This window comes from Corallococcus sp. AB018 (genome assembly GCF_003986945.1).
Classification (GTDB): domain Bacteria; phylum Myxococcota; class Myxococcia; order Myxococcales; family Myxococcaceae; genus Corallococcus; species Corallococcus exiguus.
The window spans coordinates 1-20,851 of the sequence record NZ_RAWR01000032.1; the positions used below are offsets into that span (position 1 = coordinate 1).

Annotated in this window: 17 protein-coding genes, 1 tRNA gene and 2 pseudogenes; 7 read left to right on the plus strand and 13 right to left on the minus strand. The window is 69.4% G+C overall.

The features are described from left to right. Positions 1–483, plus strand: a 483-nt coding sequence (locus D7Y11_RS09380; RefSeq protein WP_120581380.1) for an APC family permease, incomplete at its 5' end; no start/stop codon positions are given. Positions 484–585: 102 nt separating this feature from the next. Here D7Y11_RS09380 and D7Y11_RS09385 read toward each other — a convergent pair. Together D7Y11_RS09385 and D7Y11_RS09390 are read right to left on the minus strand one after the other, a co-directional pair. Next, positions 586–1,851, minus strand: a complete 1,266-nt coding sequence (locus D7Y11_RS09385) for a DEAD/DEAH box helicase (protein WP_126933522.1) — start codon at positions 1,849–1,851, stop codon at positions 586–588. A gap of 109 nt (positions 1,852–1,960) precedes the next feature. Beyond that, positions 1,961–2,965 carry a hypothetical protein gene (locus D7Y11_RS09390; protein ID WP_120581378.1) on the minus strand — a complete coding sequence of 335 codons (1,005 nt, stop codon included), beginning with the start codon at positions 2,963–2,965 and terminating at the stop codon, positions 1,961–1,963. 432 nt (positions 2,966–3,397) lie between these two features. Between D7Y11_RS09390 and D7Y11_RS45150 the strand changes: the two genes are divergently transcribed. Then, positions 3,398–5,143: an FAD-dependent oxidoreductase gene (locus D7Y11_RS45150; RefSeq protein WP_121753602.1), complete on the plus strand. Its 1,746-nt coding sequence runs from the start codon at positions 3,398–3,400 to the stop codon at positions 5,141–5,143. Positions 5,144–5,180: 37 nt separating this feature from the next. Then, positions 5,181–5,519, plus strand: a complete 339-nt coding sequence (locus D7Y11_RS09400; protein WP_121753603.1) for a UBP-type zinc finger domain-containing protein — start codon at positions 5,181–5,183, stop codon at positions 5,517–5,519. Positions 5,520–5,528: 9 nt separating this feature from the next. On the opposite strand, the pseudogene D7Y11_RS45320 reads toward D7Y11_RS09400, so the two are convergent. From D7Y11_RS45320 to D7Y11_RS09420, 3 genes and pseudogenes are all read right to left on the minus strand, one after another. Further along, positions 5,529–6,250, minus strand: a pseudogene (locus D7Y11_RS45320) (IS5 family transposase); the annotation flags it as partial. Between the two features lie 152 nt (positions 6,251–6,402). Next, positions 6,403–7,223, minus strand: a pseudogene (locus tag D7Y11_RS09415) (IS5 family transposase). A 45-nt stretch (positions 7,224–7,268) separates the two neighbouring features. Then, positions 7,269–8,198 carry a LysR family transcriptional regulator gene (locus tag D7Y11_RS09420; RefSeq protein WP_121755786.1) on the minus strand — a complete coding sequence of 310 codons (930 nt, stop codon included), beginning with the start codon at positions 8,196–8,198 and terminating at the stop codon, positions 7,269–7,271. A gap of 95 nt (positions 8,199–8,293) precedes the next feature. Here D7Y11_RS09420 and D7Y11_RS09425 point away from each other — a divergent pair, with 95 nt between their 5' ends. Beyond that, positions 8,294–9,310 (plus strand): MBL fold metallo-hydrolase, encoded by a 1,017-nt coding sequence (locus tag D7Y11_RS09425; protein ID WP_217276247.1) that lies wholly within the window; start codon positions 8,294–8,296, stop codon positions 9,308–9,310. Between the two features lie 96 nt (positions 9,311–9,406). Here D7Y11_RS09425 and D7Y11_RS09430 read toward each other — a convergent pair whose 3' ends face one another. Beyond that, a complete protein-coding gene (locus D7Y11_RS09430) occupies positions 9,407–11,263 on the minus strand; it encodes a hypothetical protein (protein WP_121755785.1) in 1,857 nt (618 codons plus the stop codon). A gap of 14 nt (positions 11,264–11,277) precedes the next feature. Then, on the minus strand, positions 11,278–11,799 hold the full coding sequence (locus tag D7Y11_RS09435) for a GNAT family N-acetyltransferase (RefSeq protein WP_158629194.1): 522 nt from the start codon (positions 11,797–11,799) through the stop codon (positions 11,278–11,280). A gap of 170 nt (positions 11,800–11,969) precedes the next feature. Between D7Y11_RS09435 and D7Y11_RS09440 the strand changes: the two genes are divergently transcribed. The 3 genes from D7Y11_RS09440 to D7Y11_RS09455 all read left to right on the plus strand — a co-directional run bounded on the left by D7Y11_RS09440 (position 11,970) and on the right by D7Y11_RS09455 (position 15,031). Further along, positions 11,970–12,203 (plus strand): hypothetical protein, encoded by a 234-nt coding sequence (locus D7Y11_RS09440; protein ID WP_121755783.1) that lies wholly within the window; start codon positions 11,970–11,972, stop codon positions 12,201–12,203. Positions 12,204–12,515: 312 nt separating this feature from the next. Continuing rightward, positions 12,516–13,478 (plus strand): hypothetical protein, encoded by a 963-nt coding sequence (locus tag D7Y11_RS09445; RefSeq protein ID WP_126933523.1) that lies wholly within the window; start codon positions 12,516–12,518, stop codon positions 13,476–13,478. Positions 13,479–14,957: 1,479 nt separating this feature from the next. After that, positions 14,958–15,031, plus strand: a tRNA-Arg gene (locus tag D7Y11_RS09455). Between the two features lie 57 nt (positions 15,032–15,088). Here D7Y11_RS09455 and D7Y11_RS09460 read toward each other — a convergent pair. The 6 genes from D7Y11_RS09460 to D7Y11_RS09485 are packed head-to-tail and all read right to left on the minus strand — an operon-like array spanning position 15,089 to position 20,835. Continuing rightward, positions 15,089–15,706, minus strand: coding sequence for an iron-containing redox enzyme family protein (locus tag D7Y11_RS09460; RefSeq protein ID WP_120581257.1), 618 nt, complete (start codon positions 15,704–15,706; stop codon positions 15,089–15,091). A 2-nt stretch (positions 15,707–15,708) separates the two neighbouring features. Beyond that, on the minus strand, positions 15,709–16,938 hold the full coding sequence (locus D7Y11_RS09465; protein ID WP_120581258.1) for a CapA family protein: 1,230 nt from the start codon (positions 16,936–16,938) through the stop codon (positions 15,709–15,711). Continuing rightward, a complete protein-coding gene (locus D7Y11_RS09470; protein ID WP_126933525.1) occupies positions 16,935–17,915 on the minus strand; it encodes a fatty acid desaturase in 981 nt (326 codons plus the stop codon). The genes D7Y11_RS09465 and D7Y11_RS09470 overlap by 4 nt, the downstream gene beginning before the upstream one ends. A gap of 6 nt (positions 17,916–17,921) precedes the next feature. Then, entirely contained in the window at positions 17,922–18,533 is a 612-nt protein-coding gene (locus D7Y11_RS09475; protein WP_120581675.1) for an isoprenylcysteine carboxylmethyltransferase family protein, read from the minus strand. Continuing rightward, positions 18,530–19,804: a hypothetical protein gene (locus D7Y11_RS09480; protein WP_120581674.1), complete on the minus strand. Its 1,275-nt coding sequence runs from the start codon at positions 19,802–19,804 to the stop codon at positions 18,530–18,532. The genes D7Y11_RS09475 and D7Y11_RS09480 overlap by 4 nt, the downstream gene beginning before the upstream one ends. Then, the gene (locus D7Y11_RS09485; protein ID WP_126933526.1) at positions 19,786–20,835 is read right to left on the minus strand and encodes a hypothetical protein; all 1,050 of its coding nucleotides are present in this window, start codon (positions 20,833–20,835) and stop codon (positions 19,786–19,788) included. The genes D7Y11_RS09480 and D7Y11_RS09485 overlap by 19 nt, the downstream gene beginning before the upstream one ends. Positions 20,836–20,851 lie beyond the last annotated feature (16 nt).

The window sequence follows — 20,851 nt, forward strand, 5'->3', positions numbered from 1 at the left end:
CTCCTCATGACCGTGGGCGGGGTGCTGTCCATCCTGGGGACCAACAGCAACACCGTGCTCGCCGGGCCGCGCTACCTGTACGCGCTGGCCCAGGACGGCTTTGGCCCCGCCGCGCTCGCCACGCTCCATCCGCGCTACCGCACGCCGACGGTCGCCATCCTCACGCAGACGGCCATCGCCCTGCCCCTGGCGTTCTCCGGCTCGTTCGAGGTGCTCGCCACGCTCTCCGTGGTGGCCCGGCTCGCCACGTACTTCGGCACGGCCCTGGCGGTGCCCGTGCTGCGCCGCAAGCTCCAGGCGCCCCCGAACGCGTTCCGCATCCCGGGTGGGCCCGTGATTCCCCTCGCCGCCGCAGCACTGTGCGTCGTCTTCGCGCTGAGTGCGGAGCGAGAGAACCTCGTCGCCGGGGCCATCGCGCTCGCGGTGGGCTTCGTGCTCTACCGGTTCCAGCGAAAGCCGGACGGAAAGGCGGCGCTCGGATAGCGCGGGATGTCGCTGAAGCCCCCTCATCAGGGCCTTTGCCTTCAGCAGCTGACAGCCCCAAGCCCCCCGGCCCATTCACCGCGTTCGCGGAAATGAAGGGCGCTACGGCTTGCGCTTCGGGGGAGGGACGGCGGCGGCGGCTTCGCGCAACTTGTCCTTCTTGCTCTTGCGCCGGCCCTTCACGCCGCCGTTCGGATCCAGCGGCGGTGCGGCGGACACGGCCGTCTGCGTCGGCTCAAAGCCCGCCACCTGCTCTCGCGCGACGGACAGGTTGTTGCGCTTCTCGATGAGGCGGAAGTGGGCTTCGGTGTCCGCGCTGACGAAGCTGATCGCCACGCCCTGGTCGCCCGCACGCCCCGTGCGGCCGATGCGGTGCACGTAGTCCACGGTCGAACGCGGCAGGTCGTAGTTCACGACCGCGGGCAGGCCCGCGATGTCCAGGCCGCGCGCGGCGACGTCGGTGGCGACGAGGACTCGCACCCGCTTCGCCTTGAAGTCCGCGAGCGCCTGCGTGCGCGCCCCCTGACTGAGGTCTCCGTGCAGCGACGTCGCGGGGATGCCGGCGCGGTTGAGCTTCAGCGCGACATGGTCCGCCGCGTAGCGGCTGGCGACGAACGTGAGGACGTGGGACCACGCGTGGGTTTCCAGCAACTGCCGCAGGAGCATCGTGCGCCGGGGCGCATCCACCTGGATGGCCCGCTGGAGGATGAGGTCCGCGGAGGGCAACTCGCCGTCATCGACGTCGATGCGCGTGGGCTCGTGCAGCAGTCGCTCCGCGAACGTACGCACGGCGGGCGGGAACGTGGCGGAGAACAGCAGGTTCTGGCGGCGCGCGGGCAGGAGCGTGAGCAGGCGGTTGAGCTCGTCAGCGAAGCCCAGGGAAAACAGCCGGTCGGCCTCGTCGAGCACCAGCGTCTCCACCTCCCCCAGCCGGAGCGCGTTCTGATCCACGAGGTCCAGCGCGCGGCCCGGTGTGGCCACGACGACGTCCGCGCCGCCCCGGAGCGCCAGCATCTGCGGGTTCGCGGAGACGCCGCCGACCGCGAGGCAGGTCTTCAGCGGCTTCTTCAGGTGACGGCCATACCGCTGGAGGGAGTCGACGATCTGGGCGGCGAGCTCCCGCGTGGGGACCAGGATGAAGGCCCGCACCGGCCGGACCGTCCCACCCGGCCGGGCGCGCAAGGCCTCCAGGAGGGGCAGCAGGAACGCCGCGGTCTTCCCCGAGCCCGTCTTCGCCGAAGCCTGGACGTCGCCGCCGCGCAGCACCACGGGGATGGCCGCGCGCTGCACCGGCGTGGGTTCGTCGTATCCAAGTTCGGCCACGGCGCGGACGAGCGCGTCCGACAGGCCAAGTGAAGCGAAGGTCATGGGAAGAGAACCCTGGGTAGCACGACGCGTCGAACCCTATCCTACCTGGCGCGGGGGGCGGCGGCTTCACGCGCGGCGGGGCCACGATGGCCTTGGGTGGCGTGATCCATCAGAGGTTGCTTTCCTCGGTGTCCGGATCCAGGCGCACGAGGTACGGCGGGACGGTCCACTTCAGGGCCTGGTCCAGGTTGCCCGCCCTTGCGCTTCCGAGGAGCAGGATGGGGGCGAGCCCCATTCCCGTGATGAAGTCCCCGGTGCCGTCGGTGCGCCGTCGGTACTCGGCGATGGCGTCCTTGAGGTGGGTGGTGCCACCGCGCGAGGCGATCAACGCGTTCAACATGCCCGCGGCGTTCACGCCCTTGGTCACCGCCGCCCTCAGCGCATCCCTGTACTCGTCGTACTCCTCTTGCGTGAGCACGCTCTGCTGACGGATCCGCTTGAGGTAGCGGAGCTTCGGAATCAACGCGTCGCGCTGGTCACGCAGCAGGCTGCCCATGAGCGGGACCTGTCCGGCCGGGTCGTTGTGGAAATACTGCTGCGTCAGGTCCATGTCGCCCAGCGAGATGTCGACATCCATGTGGATGCCCCCGACGAAGTAGAGATAGAGCAGTCGCGCCAGGTCCGAGAAGTATTTGACGTCATCCCAGATGCCAGCCAGCGCGGATTTGCCGGCCCGGCTCGCCAGCTCCGTCAACCAGCCACCGCTGTCGAGCCGCTCGATGGCGAGGACCCGAAAGCCCGCCTGCTCCAGCCTGCGCCGTTGGGTGGCGCGCAGGGGCCGCTTGTCCTGGGGCGCTTGAGGGCGCTTGGAGAAGATGAAGACGCCCTTCGTCTTCGCGATCGCCCCTTCGAGGTGCGAGTCCAGCACCCGCTCGACCTCGTCGGAATACCAGAGGTGACACGTCCAGCCCGCCCGCTTCGCCCGGATCCCATCGGCGATCAGCTCTTCGACCACCGCGGGACTCATGGGTCCGCCGGTCCAGAAACGATGGATGTTCTTCGGGATGGCGTGCGTCGTCCCCATCGGGGAGCCGAGGATCCCCGAGATGATCAGCGCCTCCTGGGCCTGACTGGGATGCAGGTGCACCTGCCCGGTGGTCGAAGCACGGGGCATGGCGAAGAGGCCTCGAGGGACCTCCAACAAGGGCGCGGGCGTGAGGCTCGCGGACGGGCGGGACCTCCGGATATCGAACAGCCGAACGGGAGTCTCACCCACGCTCGGCCCCTGGGGACCGTGCTCCGCGCAGATGCCGAGCGAGCAGAAACGACACGTGTCGCGAACCCACTCACCGATCAGCGCTCCACTTCGATGCGCCGGGTCGTGGCAGATCCCCAGATCACAGAATGCACACATGGCCTGCGTCCTCGAAGGGTGAACGAGCGTCGAAAGCGCGCAGTCTGTCCGCAGGCACGTGTCACGGGAATGGGTGCACCGAGACCTCCTGCCCCTGCCTCCGTTTTGACACGGGCACGGCAGGCGGCCGGTGGAGCACCCTGCCCGTGCGCTGTCGCCCGCGCGTCCCGTGCCCATGCATTGAGCACGGTCATGCCTCCCCCTCCCTTGCCTCCGAACCTCGAGTCGCGCCGTCCCCAGATGTTCCCCGTCCTGGACGCCCGGGACATCGAGCGCATGCAGCGCTTCGGTGAGGTCCGGCACTTTCGTGATGGGGAGTGCCTCTTCGCGGCCGGGCAACCGAGCCCTGGGATGCTCGTGCTCGCCCAGGGCCGAGTGGCCCTCTCCCGGCGCGATGGCCTGGGACACTCGATTCCCATCGTGGAGGAGGGCCCGGGCCAGTTCCTCGGTGAAGTGGCCCAGCTCTCCGGACGCCCCTCGCTTGTCGACGCTCACGCGGTAGGGGAAGTGGAGGCGCTGGTCATTCCCCCGCACCGGCTGCGTGCGCTGCTCGTGGCGGAGGCGGACCTCGGCGAGCGCATCATGCGCGCCCTCATCTTGCGCCGCGTGGGCCTGCTCGAGACAGGCGCCGGAGGGCCCGTCCTGGTGGGCCCTCCCGAGGGCGCGGGCAGGGTTCGTCTGGAGGGCTTCCTCTCGCGCAATGGCCACCCGTATCTCGCGATGGACCCGGCGCGGGGCGCGGAGGCGGCTTCGCTGTTCGAGCGCTACTCGCCACACGCGGAGGAACTCCCGCTCGTGGTGTGTCCGGATGGCTCGGTCCTGAAGAATCCCTCCGAGAGCACCCTTGCCCGAGCGCTCGGCCTGCTGCCGGAGGGGGCCTTCGAGACGCACTATGACGTCGCCGTGGTGGGCGCGGGGCCCGCGGGGCTCGCCACCGCCGTGTACGCGGCCTCCGAGGGGCTGCGAGTGCTCGTCCTGGATCAGCGGGCCTTCGGAGGGCAGGCGGGCGCGAGCGCGCGCATCGAGAACTATCTGGGGTTCCCCACGGGCATCACCGGCCAGGCGCTCACCGCGCGCGCCTACGTGCAGGCGCAGAAGTTCGGCGTGGAGATGGCCATCCCAGCAGAGGTCGCCTCCCTGCGCTGCGCCGCCCCTGGCGCGCCGCTCACGCTCGCTCTGACCGACGGGCGCAAGGTGCGCACGCGGACCGTGGTGGTTGCCAGTGGCGCGCGCTACCGCCGTCCCGCGCTCGCGAACCTCGGCCAGTTCGAGGGCCGTGGGGTCTTCTACTGGGCCAGCCCCATCGAGGCGCGCATGTGCGCCGACGAGGAGGTCATGCTCGTCGGCGGTGGCAACTCCGCGGGCCAGGCGGCCGTGTTCCTCGCGGGCCACGCGCGTCGGGTCCGCGTGCTCGTGCGTGGCCGGGAGCTCGCGGCGAGCATGTCCAGCTACCTCGTCGAGCGCCTGGCCGCGTCCCCTCGCATCGAGCTGGTGATGGAGACGGAGGTGGTGGAGCTGGCGGGCTCGGACGAGCGCGGCCTGCGGCGCGTGCGCTGGCGGCACCGACCCAGCGGGCGGGAGGAAGCGGACGACGTGCGTCACCTCTTCCTCTTCATCGGGGCGGATCCGGCCACGGAGTGGCTCACGGGCTGCGGTGTGGCACTGGACGCGAAGGGATTCGTGTGCACGGGCGCGGTGCTCGGAGAGGAGCCGCTCCAGGCGGAAGCCTGGGAGGCCGCCGGGCGGGCGCCGTTGGGCTTCGAGACGAGCCTGCCAGGAGTGTTCGCCATCGGCGATGCGCGCTCGGACTCCGTCAAGCGGGTGGGCGCGGCGATTGGAGAGGGTGCGGCCGTGGTGGCGCAGCTGCATGCCTGCCTGGCCTCCGCCGCCACGCGCGTTGCGACAGCCCCCCTCACATCCCCATGTTCGACACCATGAGGCCATCGGTCGGAGGCCCCAACACGGAGCGCGAGCCATGAAGAAGGCATGTCCCCACCTGGAAGACACCCAGCACCACCGGACGGCTCCCGTCCACCCCAGCGGCCACGGATGCATGGAGTGCCTGAAGGACGGAGGGGACTGGGTCCATCTCCGGATGTGCCTGACCTGTGGGCACGTGGGCTGCTGCGACGACTCGCCGTCACGCCACGCGACCCAGCACTTCCACGCCAGCGCCCATCCGGTCATCAAATCCTTCGAGCCTGGAGAGAACTGGGCCTGGTGCTTCGTGGACGAGCAGTTCCTCGACCGGATCCCCACCTTCCCAGGCGAGTCACCGCCGGTGCACTACTCAGCCCCCATGAGCGCGCCCTAGGGGGTGTCCCTAATTAAGCCAAAGCATCATGCAGGCCAGGTGGAGGACCGCCAGGTAGTTGGTGGCGGTCTTCTCGTAGCGGGTGGCCACGGCGCGGAAGCGCTTGAGGCGGTGGAACATGCACTCCACCTGGATGCGCAGCCGGTAGAGGGCGCGACTGTTGCGGCGCCGGTGGTGCTTGCGCGTTGGATTCATCGCGATGACGGGCCTCATTCCGCGCTCCCGGACGGCCTGCACGAGGTGGTCGGCGTCATAGCCGGCGTCGGCGATGAGCGCCTTGCCGTGCGCATACTGAATGAGGTGCTCGGCTTCAGTGACGTCGCCGCGCTGCCCAGGCGTCAGCGTCACTTCGAGCGGTTGGCCCTGGGTGGTGCACAGGGCGTGGACCTTGGAAGAAAAGCCTCCTCGAGAACGGCCCAGAGCATTGCATCGGCCCCCCCTTTTGCGCCTGAGGCGTCCTGATGCGCCCGGATGATGGTGGCGTCCAGCAGCGAGCCGACATCATCCACTTGCAACTGCAGCGCCTTGAAGAGCCCCTCCCATACTCCTCGGGTCGCCCAGCGCCCGAAGCGGTTGTAGACCGTCTTCCAGGGCCCGTAACGCTCTGGCAAGTCACGCCAGGGTGCGCCCGTCTTCACCCGCCAGAGCACTGCATTGACGAACTGCCGGTCACCTTTCTTGGTGCGCGGCCCTCGTCGGGCAGGGATGAGTGGCTCAAGCTGCTTCCACTGCTCGTCCGTCAGCTCATGTCGGTGCACTCACCAGGGGTGCTCAGCTCTTCCTTTCCCTGCAAGCTCAACCCTGCCCACGGGGCTGGCGGCCGCTCGGCCTCCAGCACCTTTCTTCAGATAATTAGGGACACCCCCTAGGGCGTGTCCGCAAATTAGAGCCAGAGGCGGATGGAGGCGATATGGACCATCGCCAGGTAGTTGGCGGCGCGCTTCTCATAGCGCGTCGCCACCCGCCGGTTCTGCTTCAAGCGATTGAAGAGACACTCCACCCGGCAGCGTTTGCGGTAGGCCGCGCGCCGGAAGGTGCGCTGCCGGGGCTGGTCCGAGCGAGTGGGGATGATGGCGTGCACCCCATGTTCGCGGCACCAGGCGCGGAGGCTGGGGTAGCTGTAGCCTTTGTCCGCCGCGAGGGCGTCGGGCAAGCGGCGTGGCGCCCCCGGTGAGTGCGCGCGCGGCACGCTGCCACCCGCCATCAGCGCCTTGAAGGCCTGCGTCTCATGGCGTTGGCCTGCCGTCAGCTCGAAGACGAGCGGCCGCCCCTGGCCCTCCGCCCGGACATGCAGCTTGGTCGAGAAGCCTCCCTGGCTGCGACCCAGCGCTTCAGCCTCCCCCCTTTTACCGGCGTGCCGCGTGCGCCGGCTGCGTGCTGGTGGGCGCGGATGACGCTGGCGTCCAGGAAGTGCAGCGTCCAGTCCAGGTGCTCATCCTCGTGCGCTTCGGCCTGCAACTGCCGCAGCACCCGCGCCCAGATGCCTGCCTCCTGCCAGCGGTAGAATCGGCTGCTGAGCGTCTTCCAACTGCCGAACTGCTCCCGAGGCACGTCGCGCCAGGGCGCTCCGGTGCGCAGCACCCAGAGGATTCCGTCGAGCACTTCGCGGTGGTCCTTGTTCGGTCGGCCCCGCGCGGGTTTCTGGGGCGGCAGCAGTCCTGCCAGCCGCTCCCATTGGGCGTCCGTCAGCTCTCCTCGGCTCATGCCCTCCTAACACCCGGCTCCACTCGAACTATTTGCGGACACGTCCTAGGCACCTCCCTCATCGCGCCACAGGTTGGGCCGGCTCGCGAACAGCTCCGTCAACCAGTCGATGAAGACCCGCGCTCCGGCGCCCAGCTGACGTGTAGGTGGGTAGACCAGGAAGAGGGGCCGGGGTTCGGGCCGCCAGCCGTCCAGCACCCGCACCAGCTCTCCTGACGCGAGGTATGGCTCCAACACGAAACGCGGAGCGAACATGACGCCCAGGCCGGCGAGTCCCGCGGCCAGGTACGCATTGGTTTCGTTGAGCGTGAGCAGGCTTCGACCCTGGACCTCCAGCCGCTCGCCCTCGCGAACGAAGACGAGGGGAAGCTCCTTGCCGCTCAGCGACGAGAAGTAGCTGACCACCGCGTGCACCGGGCCCGCCAGCTCCTGCGGGTGGAGGGGCGCGCCGTGGCGCTCCAGGTAGCGGGGGGATGCGCACAGCCAATAGCAGAGGTCGCCCAGGTGTCGTGCCACCAGGGACTCGTCCTTCACCGGTCCTCCGCGAATGGCGCAGTCGACGTTGTCCGCGAGGAGGTCCACGACGCGATCGCTCACGCCCAGCTCGATGTGAATCTGGGGGTAGCGCGCGTAGAACGACGGCAGCGCGGGGATGAGCAGCAGCCGGGAGATCGTCCCACTCGACTCCACCCGCAGGCGCCCCCGGGGACCGCGCCGTGACTGGGACAGCGTGGCTTCGAGTTCCCGCACCTCGCCCAACAGGCGCAGGGCCTGCTGGTAGTAGGTCATGCCTTCCGGGGTGACCGTCACGCGGCGCGTGGTGCGGTGCAGCAGCTTCACGCGCAGGTGCGCCTCCAGCTGTTGGATCAGCCGGGTCACCGCCGCCTTCGGGCGGCCCAACGCGTCGGCTGCCTTGGTGAAGGTGCCGGTCTCCACCACGCGGACGAAGGCTTCCATCGCCGTGAACGTGTCCATCTTCCACCTCCCGCTCCGGATTGTTTCAGCGGTGAAACGCAGTGTGCGAAGTGCTCCCGTTTATCCCAGCGGAGGCGGGGCGTATCTCATCGCGCATGACAACTCCCCTTGCTCGCGGTGCCTTCCTCGCTGTCTCTCGCGCCCTCACCCTGCTGGTGCTGAGTGGTGCTCCCCTGCTTCCGTCCGCCGTCCACGCCGCCGCGCCCCAGGTCCGGACCCAGGCCCCCGGGTTCCATCGGATGATGCTCGGCGACTTCGAGGTCACCGCGCTGTCCGACGGCACCGTTCCCCAGACCGTGAGAGAGGTGGCGACGGGCACGACGCCAGGGCGGGTGAAGGAGCTGCTCTCGCGCGACCACCTGGAGGATCCGGTCGAGTTGTCCATCAACGCCTTCCTCATCAACACCGGCACCACGTTGGTGCTCGTGGAGACGGGCGTGGGGAGCTTCTTCGGCCCTGGCGTGGGAGGCCAGCTCCAGCAAAGCCTCCAGGCGGCGGGCTACCGCCCTGAGCAGATTGACGTGGTGTTGCTGACGCACATCCATTCCGACCATTCGGGTGGGCTCATGTCCAAGACGAGCCGGGCGTTCCCCAACGCCATCCTCCGGGCGCACGCGCGAGAGGTGGGCTTCTGGCTGGGTCGCGATGACCGGGCGAAGGGAGCGGTGGACCCGAAGTTCTTCGAGGAGGCACGGGCGATGGTGGGGCCGTACCAGGACGCGGGGAAGCTGAAGACGTTCGGAGATGGGGACGCCATCGTTCCAGGCATCCGGGCCATCCCCACCCCGGGACATACGCCGGGGCACAGCGGCTACGTCGTGGAGAGCCGTGGAGCGCGGTTGCTCCTGGGGGGCGACCTGATGCACTTCGGCTCGGTGCAGTTGCGCGAGCCTTCGGTGACGGTCTCCTACGACGTCGATGAGCGCGCAGCCGCGGCACAGAGGGCGCGTGCGTTCACGGAAGCGGCGAAGCGCGGCGATCTGATCGGCCTGGCGCACATGCCCTTTCCGGGTCTGGGCCGGCTGAGTGCGGAGGGCAAGGGCTACCGGTGGATCCCGCTCAACTACAGCTCCGGCCAGCGCTGGGAGGGCGCGAAGGTCAGTGCGGAGTGAGCGGGTTCCGTAACGAGGCAAGGACAAGCCCAGCCACCCGCTGGGGTGACTGGGCTTGTCCGGTGGAATCCATGCCACGGCGTGATGAGGGGGACGCTACTTGCGCTGGAGCAGGGTCCTGATGGCGCTCAGGATCTTGTACTGCCGGAGGTTCAGCTTGGCCAGCCAGCCTTCCACCGGGTTGGGCGTGGGCGGCTCCTCCAGCGGGTGCTCGGCGCGCGGGTTCGTCAGGCAAAGGAACTCGCAGATTTGAAGCAGGTCCTCGGGAGTGAAGCCGCTCTCGTATTTCGAGACATCGGACGGCTTGGTCATTTTCTCCTTCAGCTCCTGCGTGAGCCTCGTGAGCTCTTGCTGCGTATCCAACTGGAAGGTGGCCCTTCTCGAATCCATGGCGTGCATGCTGTTGAAGGTTTCGGTTTGCCGGGCCTGGAATTGCTGGAGCTGTTCGGAGAACCTGGGTTTGTTGCGTGAGGCCGTATTGGGGAAGCCGTTGTTGCGGGCCGTGATGTAGGGAGGCATGGAGGCCTGGCTGACGCCCACCTTCAGCTTCCGGTCGTAATGGATGTACTTCCCCACGCGCGTCGGCGGCTCGATGAGGAGGATGCGCTCATAGCCGATGCCGGTCTCGTGCCAGGCCACCATGCGCTCGCCGCCGTAGCTGCGGTCCTCCTCCATGTACCGCACGAAGTAGCCGAGCAACGCCAGCGCCTCCATGTTTCCGCTCCGCATCCCCAGGTGCCGGACGTCGCACACGCGATGAAGCAGCTCGTAGAGCTGGTATTGCGCCACGCGCTTCCCGCCGGAGAGCTCCTTCCAGGCAGGCTCCGTCCAGAACTCGGTCAGGTCGAAGCAGCGCGGCTCCCCGTAGTAGGACTCCAGGCTGCGGCAGATATCACCGTATTGATACTTGCGGCTGAACGTGTCCTTGACGCCTTCATGCAGGATGGGTTTGTCGCCCGCGATGATGACGCAAAAGCCCAGCTCCGCGGCCAGCCACGCCATCTGCGCCATTCCCTTGAAGCTCGTGTCGTGCTCGGGGTGGTACTCCCCCTTCTTCCCGGTGAAGCGGCTCCAGAGGATCAGCACCCTGCGCTTCTTCAGGGAGTCGAGCGAGCCCACCCGGCGGTGCAGGAAGTCGAGGATGGCGCCCTGCTTGCGGAGCTTCTCGACGGCAAACCCCCGGCGGATGGTGTCGCGGTTGTCCGATTCGGAGCTGTTCGTTCCTCCTTCCTTCTGGAACCGGTCGCTCAGGAAGTAGGTGCCCATGTTGTAGGGCGCGAGCCAGCAGAAGAGCCGCTGGCTCCTCATGAGCTCATAGCCGCTGTTGCTGAAGGCCGTCCGGTCGAAGCATCCCCTGGCGGTCTCGGCGAGCCGGACCCGCTCCCTGCCCAGCAGCTCGCTGAAGAAGCTGTACATCCCCGCGCTGTGGTCCTGCTCCGGCTTGTCGTCCTTGAAGTGGACGACGACGTTCATGTTCCGCTTGAGGAGCGCGCTGGCCCCGATGCCGAACATGTCGCCGCTGGCGTGTCCTCCAATGACGCACGTCACCGGCAGTTGGGCCCAGATGGTGTGCTGGACGTCCTGGATGAACCGGTAGTAGCCCTCGATCGCCCGGAACCGCAGGTCCGAGTCCTCTTCGAACTGCGCCAGCATCCGGGACAGGAACGAATCGGTGTCGTGCTCCTCGAGCTTGAGCTCGAAGATGCGGAGCAGGTCGCGCACGAAGTCGCTCGCGATCTGGCGGCGCGCATCTCTCCGGGTGCCCCAGGACTCCAGCTCGGCCCACCACTCCATCTGGTCCAGGCTGTTGCCATCCATGATGTCCGTCAGCCAGAGGTCCACCAGGGTTCCCAGCAGTGTGTTGGTGCAGAGGTCCTCGTCCTCGGCGGCCTGGCGGATGATCCTGAAAGCTGCGCCCGGAACGACTGCTTCGAAACGACGTCCTCGCCCCATGCCTCTTCCATGTCTCACCTCGTTCCTAGTGTCGGCTCCGCCGCGCGGTGGTCGCGGTCCAGGCAGAGCATCGTCGCTGCTTCCCTTCGCCCGTTCCCGAGAGGAAGATCGCAATCCAGGGTGGGCCGGAAGCCGCGGCCCTTCAGGAGTCGGAGCGCCCGCTCATTGTCGTGCTGACAGCGAGCGTACAGCCTGCTCAGCTCCAGGCCCTCAAAGGCCCGGCGCACGGCCTCCTCGACCGCCGCCCGTCCGTAGCCCCGGCTCCACCAAGCGCGGTCGATGAAGAAGGCGAGCTCGGCGTGGCGCCGTGACGCCTCGACATGGAACAGGCTGCACACGCCCAGCAGTTGTTCGGAGTCCTCCGGGTGGACCGCGAACGAATGGGCTGTCCCGGCCCGGTGGGCCCGCGAGCGGACCTCGATGAAGTGGCTGCCGAAGTTCTCCGGCGCTGGCATCGGGAGGCCCGCGGGAAACGCGACCTCCGGGTCGCTGACCAGTCGCTGAAGGTCTTCGGCGTGGCGCTGCGTGAGCAGCACGAGCCGCACAAGGGGGGCATGGGCGGGCATTACGGAGGGCGCGGAGAATACCGGAGGTGGCGCTGCCGCATCCATCCGAAGCCAGCTCCAGCCCCCCGGATTGCTCCCTTCCCCGCCGCTTCCTAGGATTTCGACCTTCGCCGCCTCCCCTCTTCTCAAGGAACCCCGCCATGCATTACACGCGCAGGAACATCTCCGAGTTGCTCGAGACCGTGCAGGGCAGCCCTGACGTCATGGGCTTCTGGACGTCAAACTTCGCCGGCTCCGCCTTCACCCTGGTCCCCTCCCCCGGAGGCATGATCTGGCAGGACATCTACGCGCCCAGCCGCCAGATCTGCGAGGACGGCATCCCGTACGGCACCGAGGACGGCATGAACAATCACTGCGGCGGCACCGGCTACTGACGTTGAAGTACACCGGCCCGGCCCAGCTCCGGGAGTGCACCAGCATCACCCCGTGGAAGCGCCGCAGGGAGCCGCCCGTGGGCTCTCATCGAAGGAACCTGTCCTTCTCCCAGCGAGCCTCCCTCGCCTAGCCTCGTCCAGATGCGATGCGGATCCCATCGGTGGGCTGCTTTCGGCCCTCACCTGACCATTGAGCATGACGTACCTCGCTTCGTGAGAGAGGCGTGCAGGGTTGCGCTGGTCGCGGCCCTCTCCTTCCCCGTCGTTGCTCTCCTCGTGCCCTCCCTCTGGAACGCATGGCAGGCATGGGCCATGGCGCTCCTCGCCTGCGGGTGGGCCGCCCACCAACTGACGTCCGACTGGAAGGTGCTGCTCAACAAGGAAACACAGCTCTTGAAGCTGCGGTCCGGTGTCGGCGTGTTCTTCTCCGCGAACACGCATCCGCTCGAGTCTTTTACGTCCGTGGCCCTCTTTCCCCGCGGCAAGGCGGCTGGGGGAGGCTCCAGCGACTGGGGATTCTACTCGGTGGAGTTGAAGTCCCCGACACGAACCGTGGCGGTGTCGGGGAGTAACGACCGGGAAGAGGCGCTGGAGCTCGCCCAAGCCCTCTCTCGTTTCCTGGGCGTTGATTTGAGTGTGGACGGCGGACATGCGCGCCCCGCGGACGCCCGTCTCGAAGCAGCGCCACTTGAACGCGAGCAGGCGCTACCGTCACTCCCCCCAGGCAGTCGTATCCGGGTCCGGCAGAGTGCGCAGGGTCTGGTGTTGCAGCTGCCAGGCTGCGGCTGGAGGCCCCTGTTCGTAGTGAAGGCGGGCATCGCGCTTGTCATCGCGGTAGGTGGGCCCACCGTCTTCGGGCTGGCCTGGGTGCGCACGTACGGCCTCCGACAACTCACCTCCGCGGAGCCGCTGATGGCCCTCGCCGTCTTCCTTTGCCTGGGAGGACTCCTTTTGTGGAGTGTCATTCGGGAGGTCAATATGGGTTGGTCTCTCGCCGCGTCCTCACGGGGGATTGAGCATTCACGCACCGGGGGCGGGAAGCCGCGAGAAGCCACACGACTCCCAGCGTCGCAAATCGAGGACATCGACCTGCGTGAGACGGAGGAAAAGCTCTTCCGGAGCTTGACCGTCGTCATCGAGCACAAGAAGGGCTTCGTGCGGATGGGGGCGGGGCTGTCCCGAGAAGAACTCGAATGGACGGAAACCATGCTGCGCCGAGCGCTGGCGACCCGCCGGGGGCCGCGCGACGATGGCGACTCCACTCTCTTGCTGTAGTCCGCTTCATCGGCCTGCGGGACGCCCGCAACGTGGACGTTGATTTCTCAGACGAAGTCAGGGGGCCGAGATAGGCCTGCCCCCAGGGGCCGGATGGGCCAGAGCCCATCCGGCCCCGTTGAGGCTCAGGGCGAGCGGAACCAGCTCGCCGTGAAGCTCCCGGAGACTTCCGTGAAGGAATCGGGCCCCGTCATCGTGATGGTCGTAGGAGTCGGCAGAGGATACGGCGCAGGACTTGCGCAGACTCCTGACCCACGGTGGTTGCGCGTCCCAGTGTAGGTCCCGGCAGTGGAGCCCGGGGTCAGTCCCGAGAACTTCACATCACTCGTCCGCCAGCAGCCATCTCCGTTGTTCGACATGATTCCGGAGCCACTGCTGTCAATGGTGAAGCAGCCAGGCCAGCTCGCGTGGCACCACTTCCCCACCAACGGATCCGTCGAGGAGAGGACGGCCGCCTTCTGGGCCGACAGGTCCGTCTGCTCATCCATGGCGCCGCCACAGGCCGTGAGGCAGAGGACTGCGAGGGCCGCGAGCGTTGCTTGTCTATTCATCGGGTGTCTTTCCTTGGAAGATCGGTTTGAGGTAATTGCCATTCTTCAAGGCCCCACAATAAATGGCAAGCAATATGGGTGGCCCTGCGGGTCTGGCCTCTGGTGCAAGGGCATGCCGGCCTGGGGTGCGGGCACACCCAGGGATTGGCGAAGATGCCGCGGAACCTCAAGGAGGGGCTCCCACGGGCTTCCGTGGAGGTGCTCCTGAAGAGTGGCCGCGTAAGGCGCCGCCGTGATCCCGGCCGCGGGCCCGCCCCAGCCGAGGACCTGCGAAGGCACGGCGTGTCGCCCCACCATGCGTCGTTGCCGCGGGGGGCGTCACATACACAACAGCAATCCAAACACCGCCAACAAACGTTTCCGCCTCCAACAAAACCCATCCACACTTTTCCGCCTTTTCCCCAATGGTTTACTCAAAATTCGGAATTATCATCCGCTCACCCACTCCACACTCGGAGGTAGCGCCATGATGAGCCGTATGAAGTGGTTGGTCGCGCTTGGCAGTCTGATGTTCGCGGCGGGCTGCGGGCCCTTGGAATCCGAGCAACCCCTCGACACAGCACCGTCCAGTGAGATGCAGGCCGAGGAAGCGCCCGGCATGAATGACACCCACGCAGCCGCTGTCACCTGCCCGCAGAAGTGTCAGAACCAACGCAACAAATGCATCTCTGAGTGCTCCCCCACCAGCTCGGCATGTATGCAGGGTTGTCGCAATCGCTACGAGATCTGCATCCTCAATTGCTGAGTCCTGCTACCGCCTCTTCCCTGGCCGGATGGCGAGCGCTCATCCGGCCCTGGGGCGGTTCAGTGCAAGCAGCCCCCGCTCGACGTGAAGCGGCAGGAGACGTAGGAGTGGACAGAGCGCGCCAGGGGGGCATCAGACCCGTTGCGTGCCTCGGATCGCCTGCTATAACGCCCGCGACCTTTCGACCCCGTAGCTCAGTTGGATAGAGCGGCGGTTTCCTAAACCGCAGGCCACAGGTTCGATTCCTGTCGGGGTCATCGCCCTGCTTGCCAACCTCTTGGAAGCAGGGCGTTTTTTTGCGCTGAGGCGCCCGCTCAGGGCCGCGACTCGCCGGCCAGCGCCGCGCGGTGGATGGCCACCCAGAAGTCGGCGGCCCGCCGGGCCCCTTCGAGCAGCGGCTCCGGGTGCCCGGCCCCCAGCGCCGCGCAGAGCGCCTGGGCCCGCGCGCCGTGCTCCAGGTCCACGTCGAGGTGGACGAGGATGAAGCGCGCCTTCGTCCGCTCCAGCCCGAGCCGCCCCAGTCCCTGGCGGGCCTCGCCTCCCAGGTGCCGCGCCACGCCCTCCAGCACGCGCAGCGCGCCCAGGAAGGCGAGCTGCCGCTCCGGCCCGATTCCCTCCCAGAAGGCGTGGAAGTCGGCCACCTCGCGAGGCGTGTCGGACGAGGGCTCGCGCCCGAAGGCCGCGAGGTCCGCCTTGGCCAGCAGGTAGTGCGACTGCTCGTCCCCCGCCAGCTCCGCGAAAAAGGCCTTCAGCTCGGGGAGCGTCGCGCGCTCGGCCGCGAGCCGCAGCCGGTCTCCGCTGCGCCGCGTGTAGTGGTACATCATGTCGAGGAACGCCACGTAGCGCTCTGGCGTCACCGCCGGCAGCCAGCTCGCGACCTGCCGCGCCATCCCGACGGCGAGCGCCTCCAACTGCTCATCAATCGACGACATCCTCAGTCCCTCCGGTCCGAAAGCAGCGCGCCCAACGTCCGCCGGGCATGCGCGAGGTGCGGCGCCGCCCGCTGGGGGGGCAGCTCGTCCAGGCGCACCACGCCCGCGTCGAGGAACCCCTCCCCACCGAGTCCCCGTCCACAGGCGGTGGGCACCGCGCGCAAATCCACCGGCTGGAGCACGCCCCGCGCGTCCCGGGCGAGCGCGAGCTTCAGCACGGCCCCCGTCTGGCACGCCAGCGTGGGCATGATGCTCAGGAAGTTGCCCAGCGAGTACGCGATGAGCCCCATCCGCTCGGGCCCGCCCCGGCGCACCTGCGTGGGGCAGGTGGCGTCCGCGCCGTCGATGGACACCCACTCCACCGGCTGGAGGACATGCGGCGAGGAGCCCAGGAGGAGGTCCGCCCCACGCTCGATGAGCCGGCAGGCGTGCTCGCGCTGGAGGGCCTCGGGCCAGTACTCGTACTCAAAGCCCCAGTGCGGCATCAGCACCACCAGGTCCGGCCCCACCGCGCGAGCGGCGTCGATGAGCGCGCCCAGCCGCTCCCAGTCCGGCGCGTGGAGAGGGCTGCCCAGCCGCGTCACCGGCACCCCGTCGGGCGGCGCCCCCACGAGGTGGTTGATGTCATACGTCACGGCGGCGATGCCCATCCGCACCCCGTCCACCTCCAGGGCGGCCACCGCGTCCTCCGGCCGGGGGCCTCCCACGCAGCGGTGCTGGGAGGAGGCCAGCACCGTCCCCCGGGTCCGCTCCAGCCCTTCGGCGCCCTGGTCGAGCGCGTGGTTGTTGCAGAGGGAGAAGACGCGGTGGCGCGCCGTGCCTTCCCAGGCCGCGAGGTAGTCCGGCGGGGCGTTGTAGTGGAGCGTCTCGTAGACGCGCCGGGGCACGGGCCGCGCCGGGTCCACCGGCGTCTCCAGGTTGGCGAAGGCCACCGCGTCCCCCGCCATCACCTCACGGACGCCGGGAGAGAGGGCGCGGTGGAAGCCGCTGCGAATCCACATCATGTCGCCCACGGCGCTCAGCCGGAGCTCCGGCGCGCCCGCGTGCCGCCAGCTCCCCGAGGCGAGGTGCCGGGCGACTCGCGCGAAGTGCTCCCCGGTTTCGGCCGAGCGCGGCTCCGGCAGGTGCAGGAGGCTCTTGGTGATGTAGCGCAGGTTGAGGTCCCACCGGGACAGCGGCCAGCGGCCGTCCTCGTAGCGGATGTCCGCGTACAGCCGGCGCAGGGCGTTCATGGGCGCTTTCGCTCCAGGGTGACGAGTCGCACGTCCTCCTCCACCACCATGGGGCCGGCCAGGAGGGCCCGCCACATGACGTGGAGGTAGCTGTCGAAGACGGGGGCCCCGCGCGCGAGCAGCTCGGCGCGCAGGCGCGCGTGCAGCCGCGCGAGGTTGTAGCCGGGCACCCGCGGGTAGAGGTGGTGGTCCAGGTGGTGGTTGAGGCCGTTCCACAGGAAGGTGACGAGCCGGGTGCTGCGCACCGTCGTCGCGGTGTGGAAGCGGTCGCCGCGCCAGACGTTGGCGTGGTGGTCGGAGATGGACTTGAGCCCGTTGAGGGGGCTGGCGAAGAGCACCGGCAGCAGCCAGCACTCCACCGCGCCCCCGAGGAGCCCGTGGCCCGCCAGGAGCCAGAAGAGCAGCGCGTAGAAGGCCCCGTAGCCGAGCAGCACCAGCGCATGGCGGCGCAAGCGGGCGGCGTCGAAGTGCTGCACCGGGTAGAGGACGTTGAAGTAGACGAGGCTGAGCGGCAGGCCCAGCAGCACGGTGGCGTAGAAGAGTGCCCACAGCCCGGGCGAGCGGCGGCCCGCGTTGTAGGCGTCAGGGTCCTTCTCGGTGCGGTTCCAGCGGTGGTGCGCGAGGTGGTCGTGCCGCATCGGCTCGTAGGCGATGCCCACGAGCAGGCTGAGCCCGTTGCCGAAGAGGCGGTTCTGCCAGGGCCTCGGGAAGAGGGTGTCGTGCCACGCGTCGTGGTCAAGCTGGATGAGCCCCATGACGCCCTGGGCCGCCAGCAGCCACAGGGGCAGCTTCAGCCAGAAGCCGCTGACGTGCGCGAGCCCCACGCCGGCCAGCCCCCACACGCCCAGGTGGAGGGCCGCCATGCCCAGAGCCCGCGCGGGGCGGATGCGCAGCAGCTCCACCAGCTCGTCGCGGGAGGGGCCTGGCCCGACGGGGGCAGCGGGTGAAGCGGAGACGGGGGCGAGGGCGGGCTGCATGGGGCCTCAGAGGTAGCGGGAGACGCGCTGGCGGTAGCGCGCGTAGGCCTCGCCGAGGCGGGCGGAGAGGTAGCGCTCCTCCTGGAGCACCAGCCCGTGGAACAGCCCCCCCAGCACCGCGCACGCCCCGAGCGTCACCAGCGACGGAGCCCAGAACGAGGCGCCCACGAGGTACAGGTAGGAGAAGACGTAGATGGGGTTGCGCGAGTAGCGGTGGAGTCCTCTCTCGTGCAGCACGGGCGGGGCCTCCCCCGCGTCCACGCCGATGCGGAACCTTGCGCCCATGCCGTACTGCGCCGCCAGCATGCCCACCAGCCCGAGCACGCCCAGCGCCCAGCCCACCTCCGGCGGAAGGGCCAGCAGGGGCCGTCCCCAGGGCCGCTCGGACCAGCGCGGCCAGAGCGCCGCCGCCGCCACCGAGCCGACCCACACCAGCGAGGCGCCGCTGATCCGCCGCGTGAGGCCCGTGTGGGCGGAGTCGGCCCCGGTGCTCCGGTAGGCCAGCGGGCTGCGGCCGAAGCGCAGGCGGTAGACGAGGCTGGAGCCCAGGTGCCCCAGCAGCAGGTGCAGCGAGATGAAACCCAGGTAGAGCGCGGGCGCGTCGCGAAGCCCCTTCATGGTCCCACCACCTCCGCCGGAAGCCCGAAGCCCGAGGACGCCCAGCCCGCGAGCTGATCGGTGAAGTCGCGCAGCTCGCCCCGGGTCCACAGTCCCTCGAACGTCGCCGTGTTGATGTTGAGCGTGTCGCCAAAGCCCAGGCCCGTCGCGCCCCAGGTGGCCGTGTGGCTGCGCAGGGAGTGGATGCGGAAGGGCGCGTCCACGAAGTGCTTGTCGAGCTGCCCCAGGTAGGTCGCCACCAGCGTGTTGGTGCGGGGCTCGGCCACCAGCCCGGGGCGCGCGTTGCGCCGCAGCACGGGCCCCGGGGCGAGCCGCGCCACCGCCATGCACTCCAGCGCCGTCGTCCAGTGCACGCCCTCGTCGAGCACGCGCCGCAGCGCCTCGCGCATCAGCGCCGCCAGGGCGGGCGCGTCCTCCAGCCGGGCGCGGACCTCCCGCAGGGGAAGCTCCAGCGGCACCGTCGAGCAGCCGTTGCCCAGCATCCGCCCCAGCCCCAGCATGCGCCGCAGGTCCACCGGCACCCGCAGGCGGATGAGCCCGTCCTTCGTGGGCTCGCGCAGCGCGACGCCCGCCAGCAGCGCGGCGAAGAAGACCTCCGAGGCCTGGACGTCCGTGCGGCCAGCCGGGAGTGTCAGGCGCGCCGTCGCCATCAACGAGCGGCCCGCGGTGTCTCCACTGCGGCGCAGGCCCAGGCCCCGCTGCGCGAGGAGCCGGCGGCGGGGGCTCGCGAGGCCCAGCACCCGGCCCGGCCCGCGCAGCGCCGCGAGCAGCACCTTGCCATCCGTCAGCGTCGAGGGGCCCAGCGGGGGCGACTCCGACGCGCGCCCCGCGCAGTGCAGCCAGAGCCGCTCCAGCAGGTGGGCGAGCGCCTTGGCGTCCCCAATCGCGTGGTGGAGCTGGATGGCGAGCAGCCACGGGCCCGGCGCGCCATCGGCCAGGGGGTGGAGGTGCAGCCGCAGCGGCACGTCCCTCGCGAGGTCCACCCGGGTGTTGATGACCCGCGTCACCGCCTCGGGCTCGTCCAGCGGCTCGGCGCCTTCCAGCAGGGCCGCGTCCACCGCCTCGTCCGTGCGCGGCGCGGGCACCCACGCACCGTGCGCGTCGTCCCAGGCCACGTTGAGGCGCTCGCTCTCGCGCACCAGGGCGCGCAAGGCCCCGCGCAGCCGCGCCACGTCGGGCCGCGCGTCGATGCGCAGCAACACCGTGGCCCAGATGGTGGCCACCTCGCCGTCCAGCCGCGCGAGGAGCGTGTCTACGAAGTTCGCGCGCATCGCTCCACCCATCCGCTCCACAGGGCCCGGGCCGCCTCGCCGTCCAGCCGCGCCCGCCCCACCGCCTCACGCGCCCGCTCCGGCGCCGGCAGGTGCTGGAAGACGATGTCGTCGGGCGCGTCCAGGCGCTGGCGGAGGCCCGTCGGCAGGTAGCCCGCCGCGAGGAGCACGGGCGTGGCCTCGGCCACCCGCTGGGGCTCGCCCATGGACAGGTGGACGAGGTCCACGCGCGCCCGCGAGGACGGGAGCGCCGTGGCCCCCTGCCCTTCCCCGGCAGGCCCCATCAGCTCCCGCCGTTCGAGCCGCAGGGACTCGTTCCAGTCGAGCGGGCGCAGCACGAAGCCCCCGGCGCGAGGGCGGCGCTCCAGCGGCGTCAGCTCCACCGTCCCCGGCAGGCCCGAGGCGGCGAGGATGGACGCGAGCCACTCCCCCCACGGCCCCGCGGGCAGGAAGCGCCGGCGCGGAGGCAGCGGCGCGAGCACCGTCGTCATCGCCAGCGCCTGCATCGGCAGGCCCGAGCCCTCCACCCCCACCAGCGTCTCCCCCTCGGTGTAGTCGACGATGAGGCCCACCGGCACGGCCCGCATGAAGCGCGACGCGTAGCGCTGCGCCATGAGGTGCAACGTGGACGTCTGCTGGTGCAGGAAGCCCACGCGCGCCTTGAGCAGCTCCAGGAGGTGGCTCCACAGCCGCTCGTGCTCGGAGCGGTCCATGGCGGTGCGCCGGCCAGGCAGGGCCATGGAGAGCCCCGAATCCAGGGAGTCCCGCCCCGGCTTGCACCACAGCCCCGTGTGCCAGAGGAGCGTGCCCTGGGCGTCGAACTCACCCAGGCTGAGCAGCGCGCCGGCCCTCCAGAGCCGCGAGGCCCCTCCAGGCTCATGGAGGAAGCGGTAGGAGTAGCTCCCGGCGTAGCGCGCGTGGAGCAGCTCGCGCAGCGCGGGCTCATCGGGCTCCGCCAGCCAGCGGGTGTGCTCGCTGGGCTGGGCGGCGCGAAGGCCGTCAAAAGGGGGGGCTGCGCGTTCCCGGCACATGGAGCGTTAGCAGTGC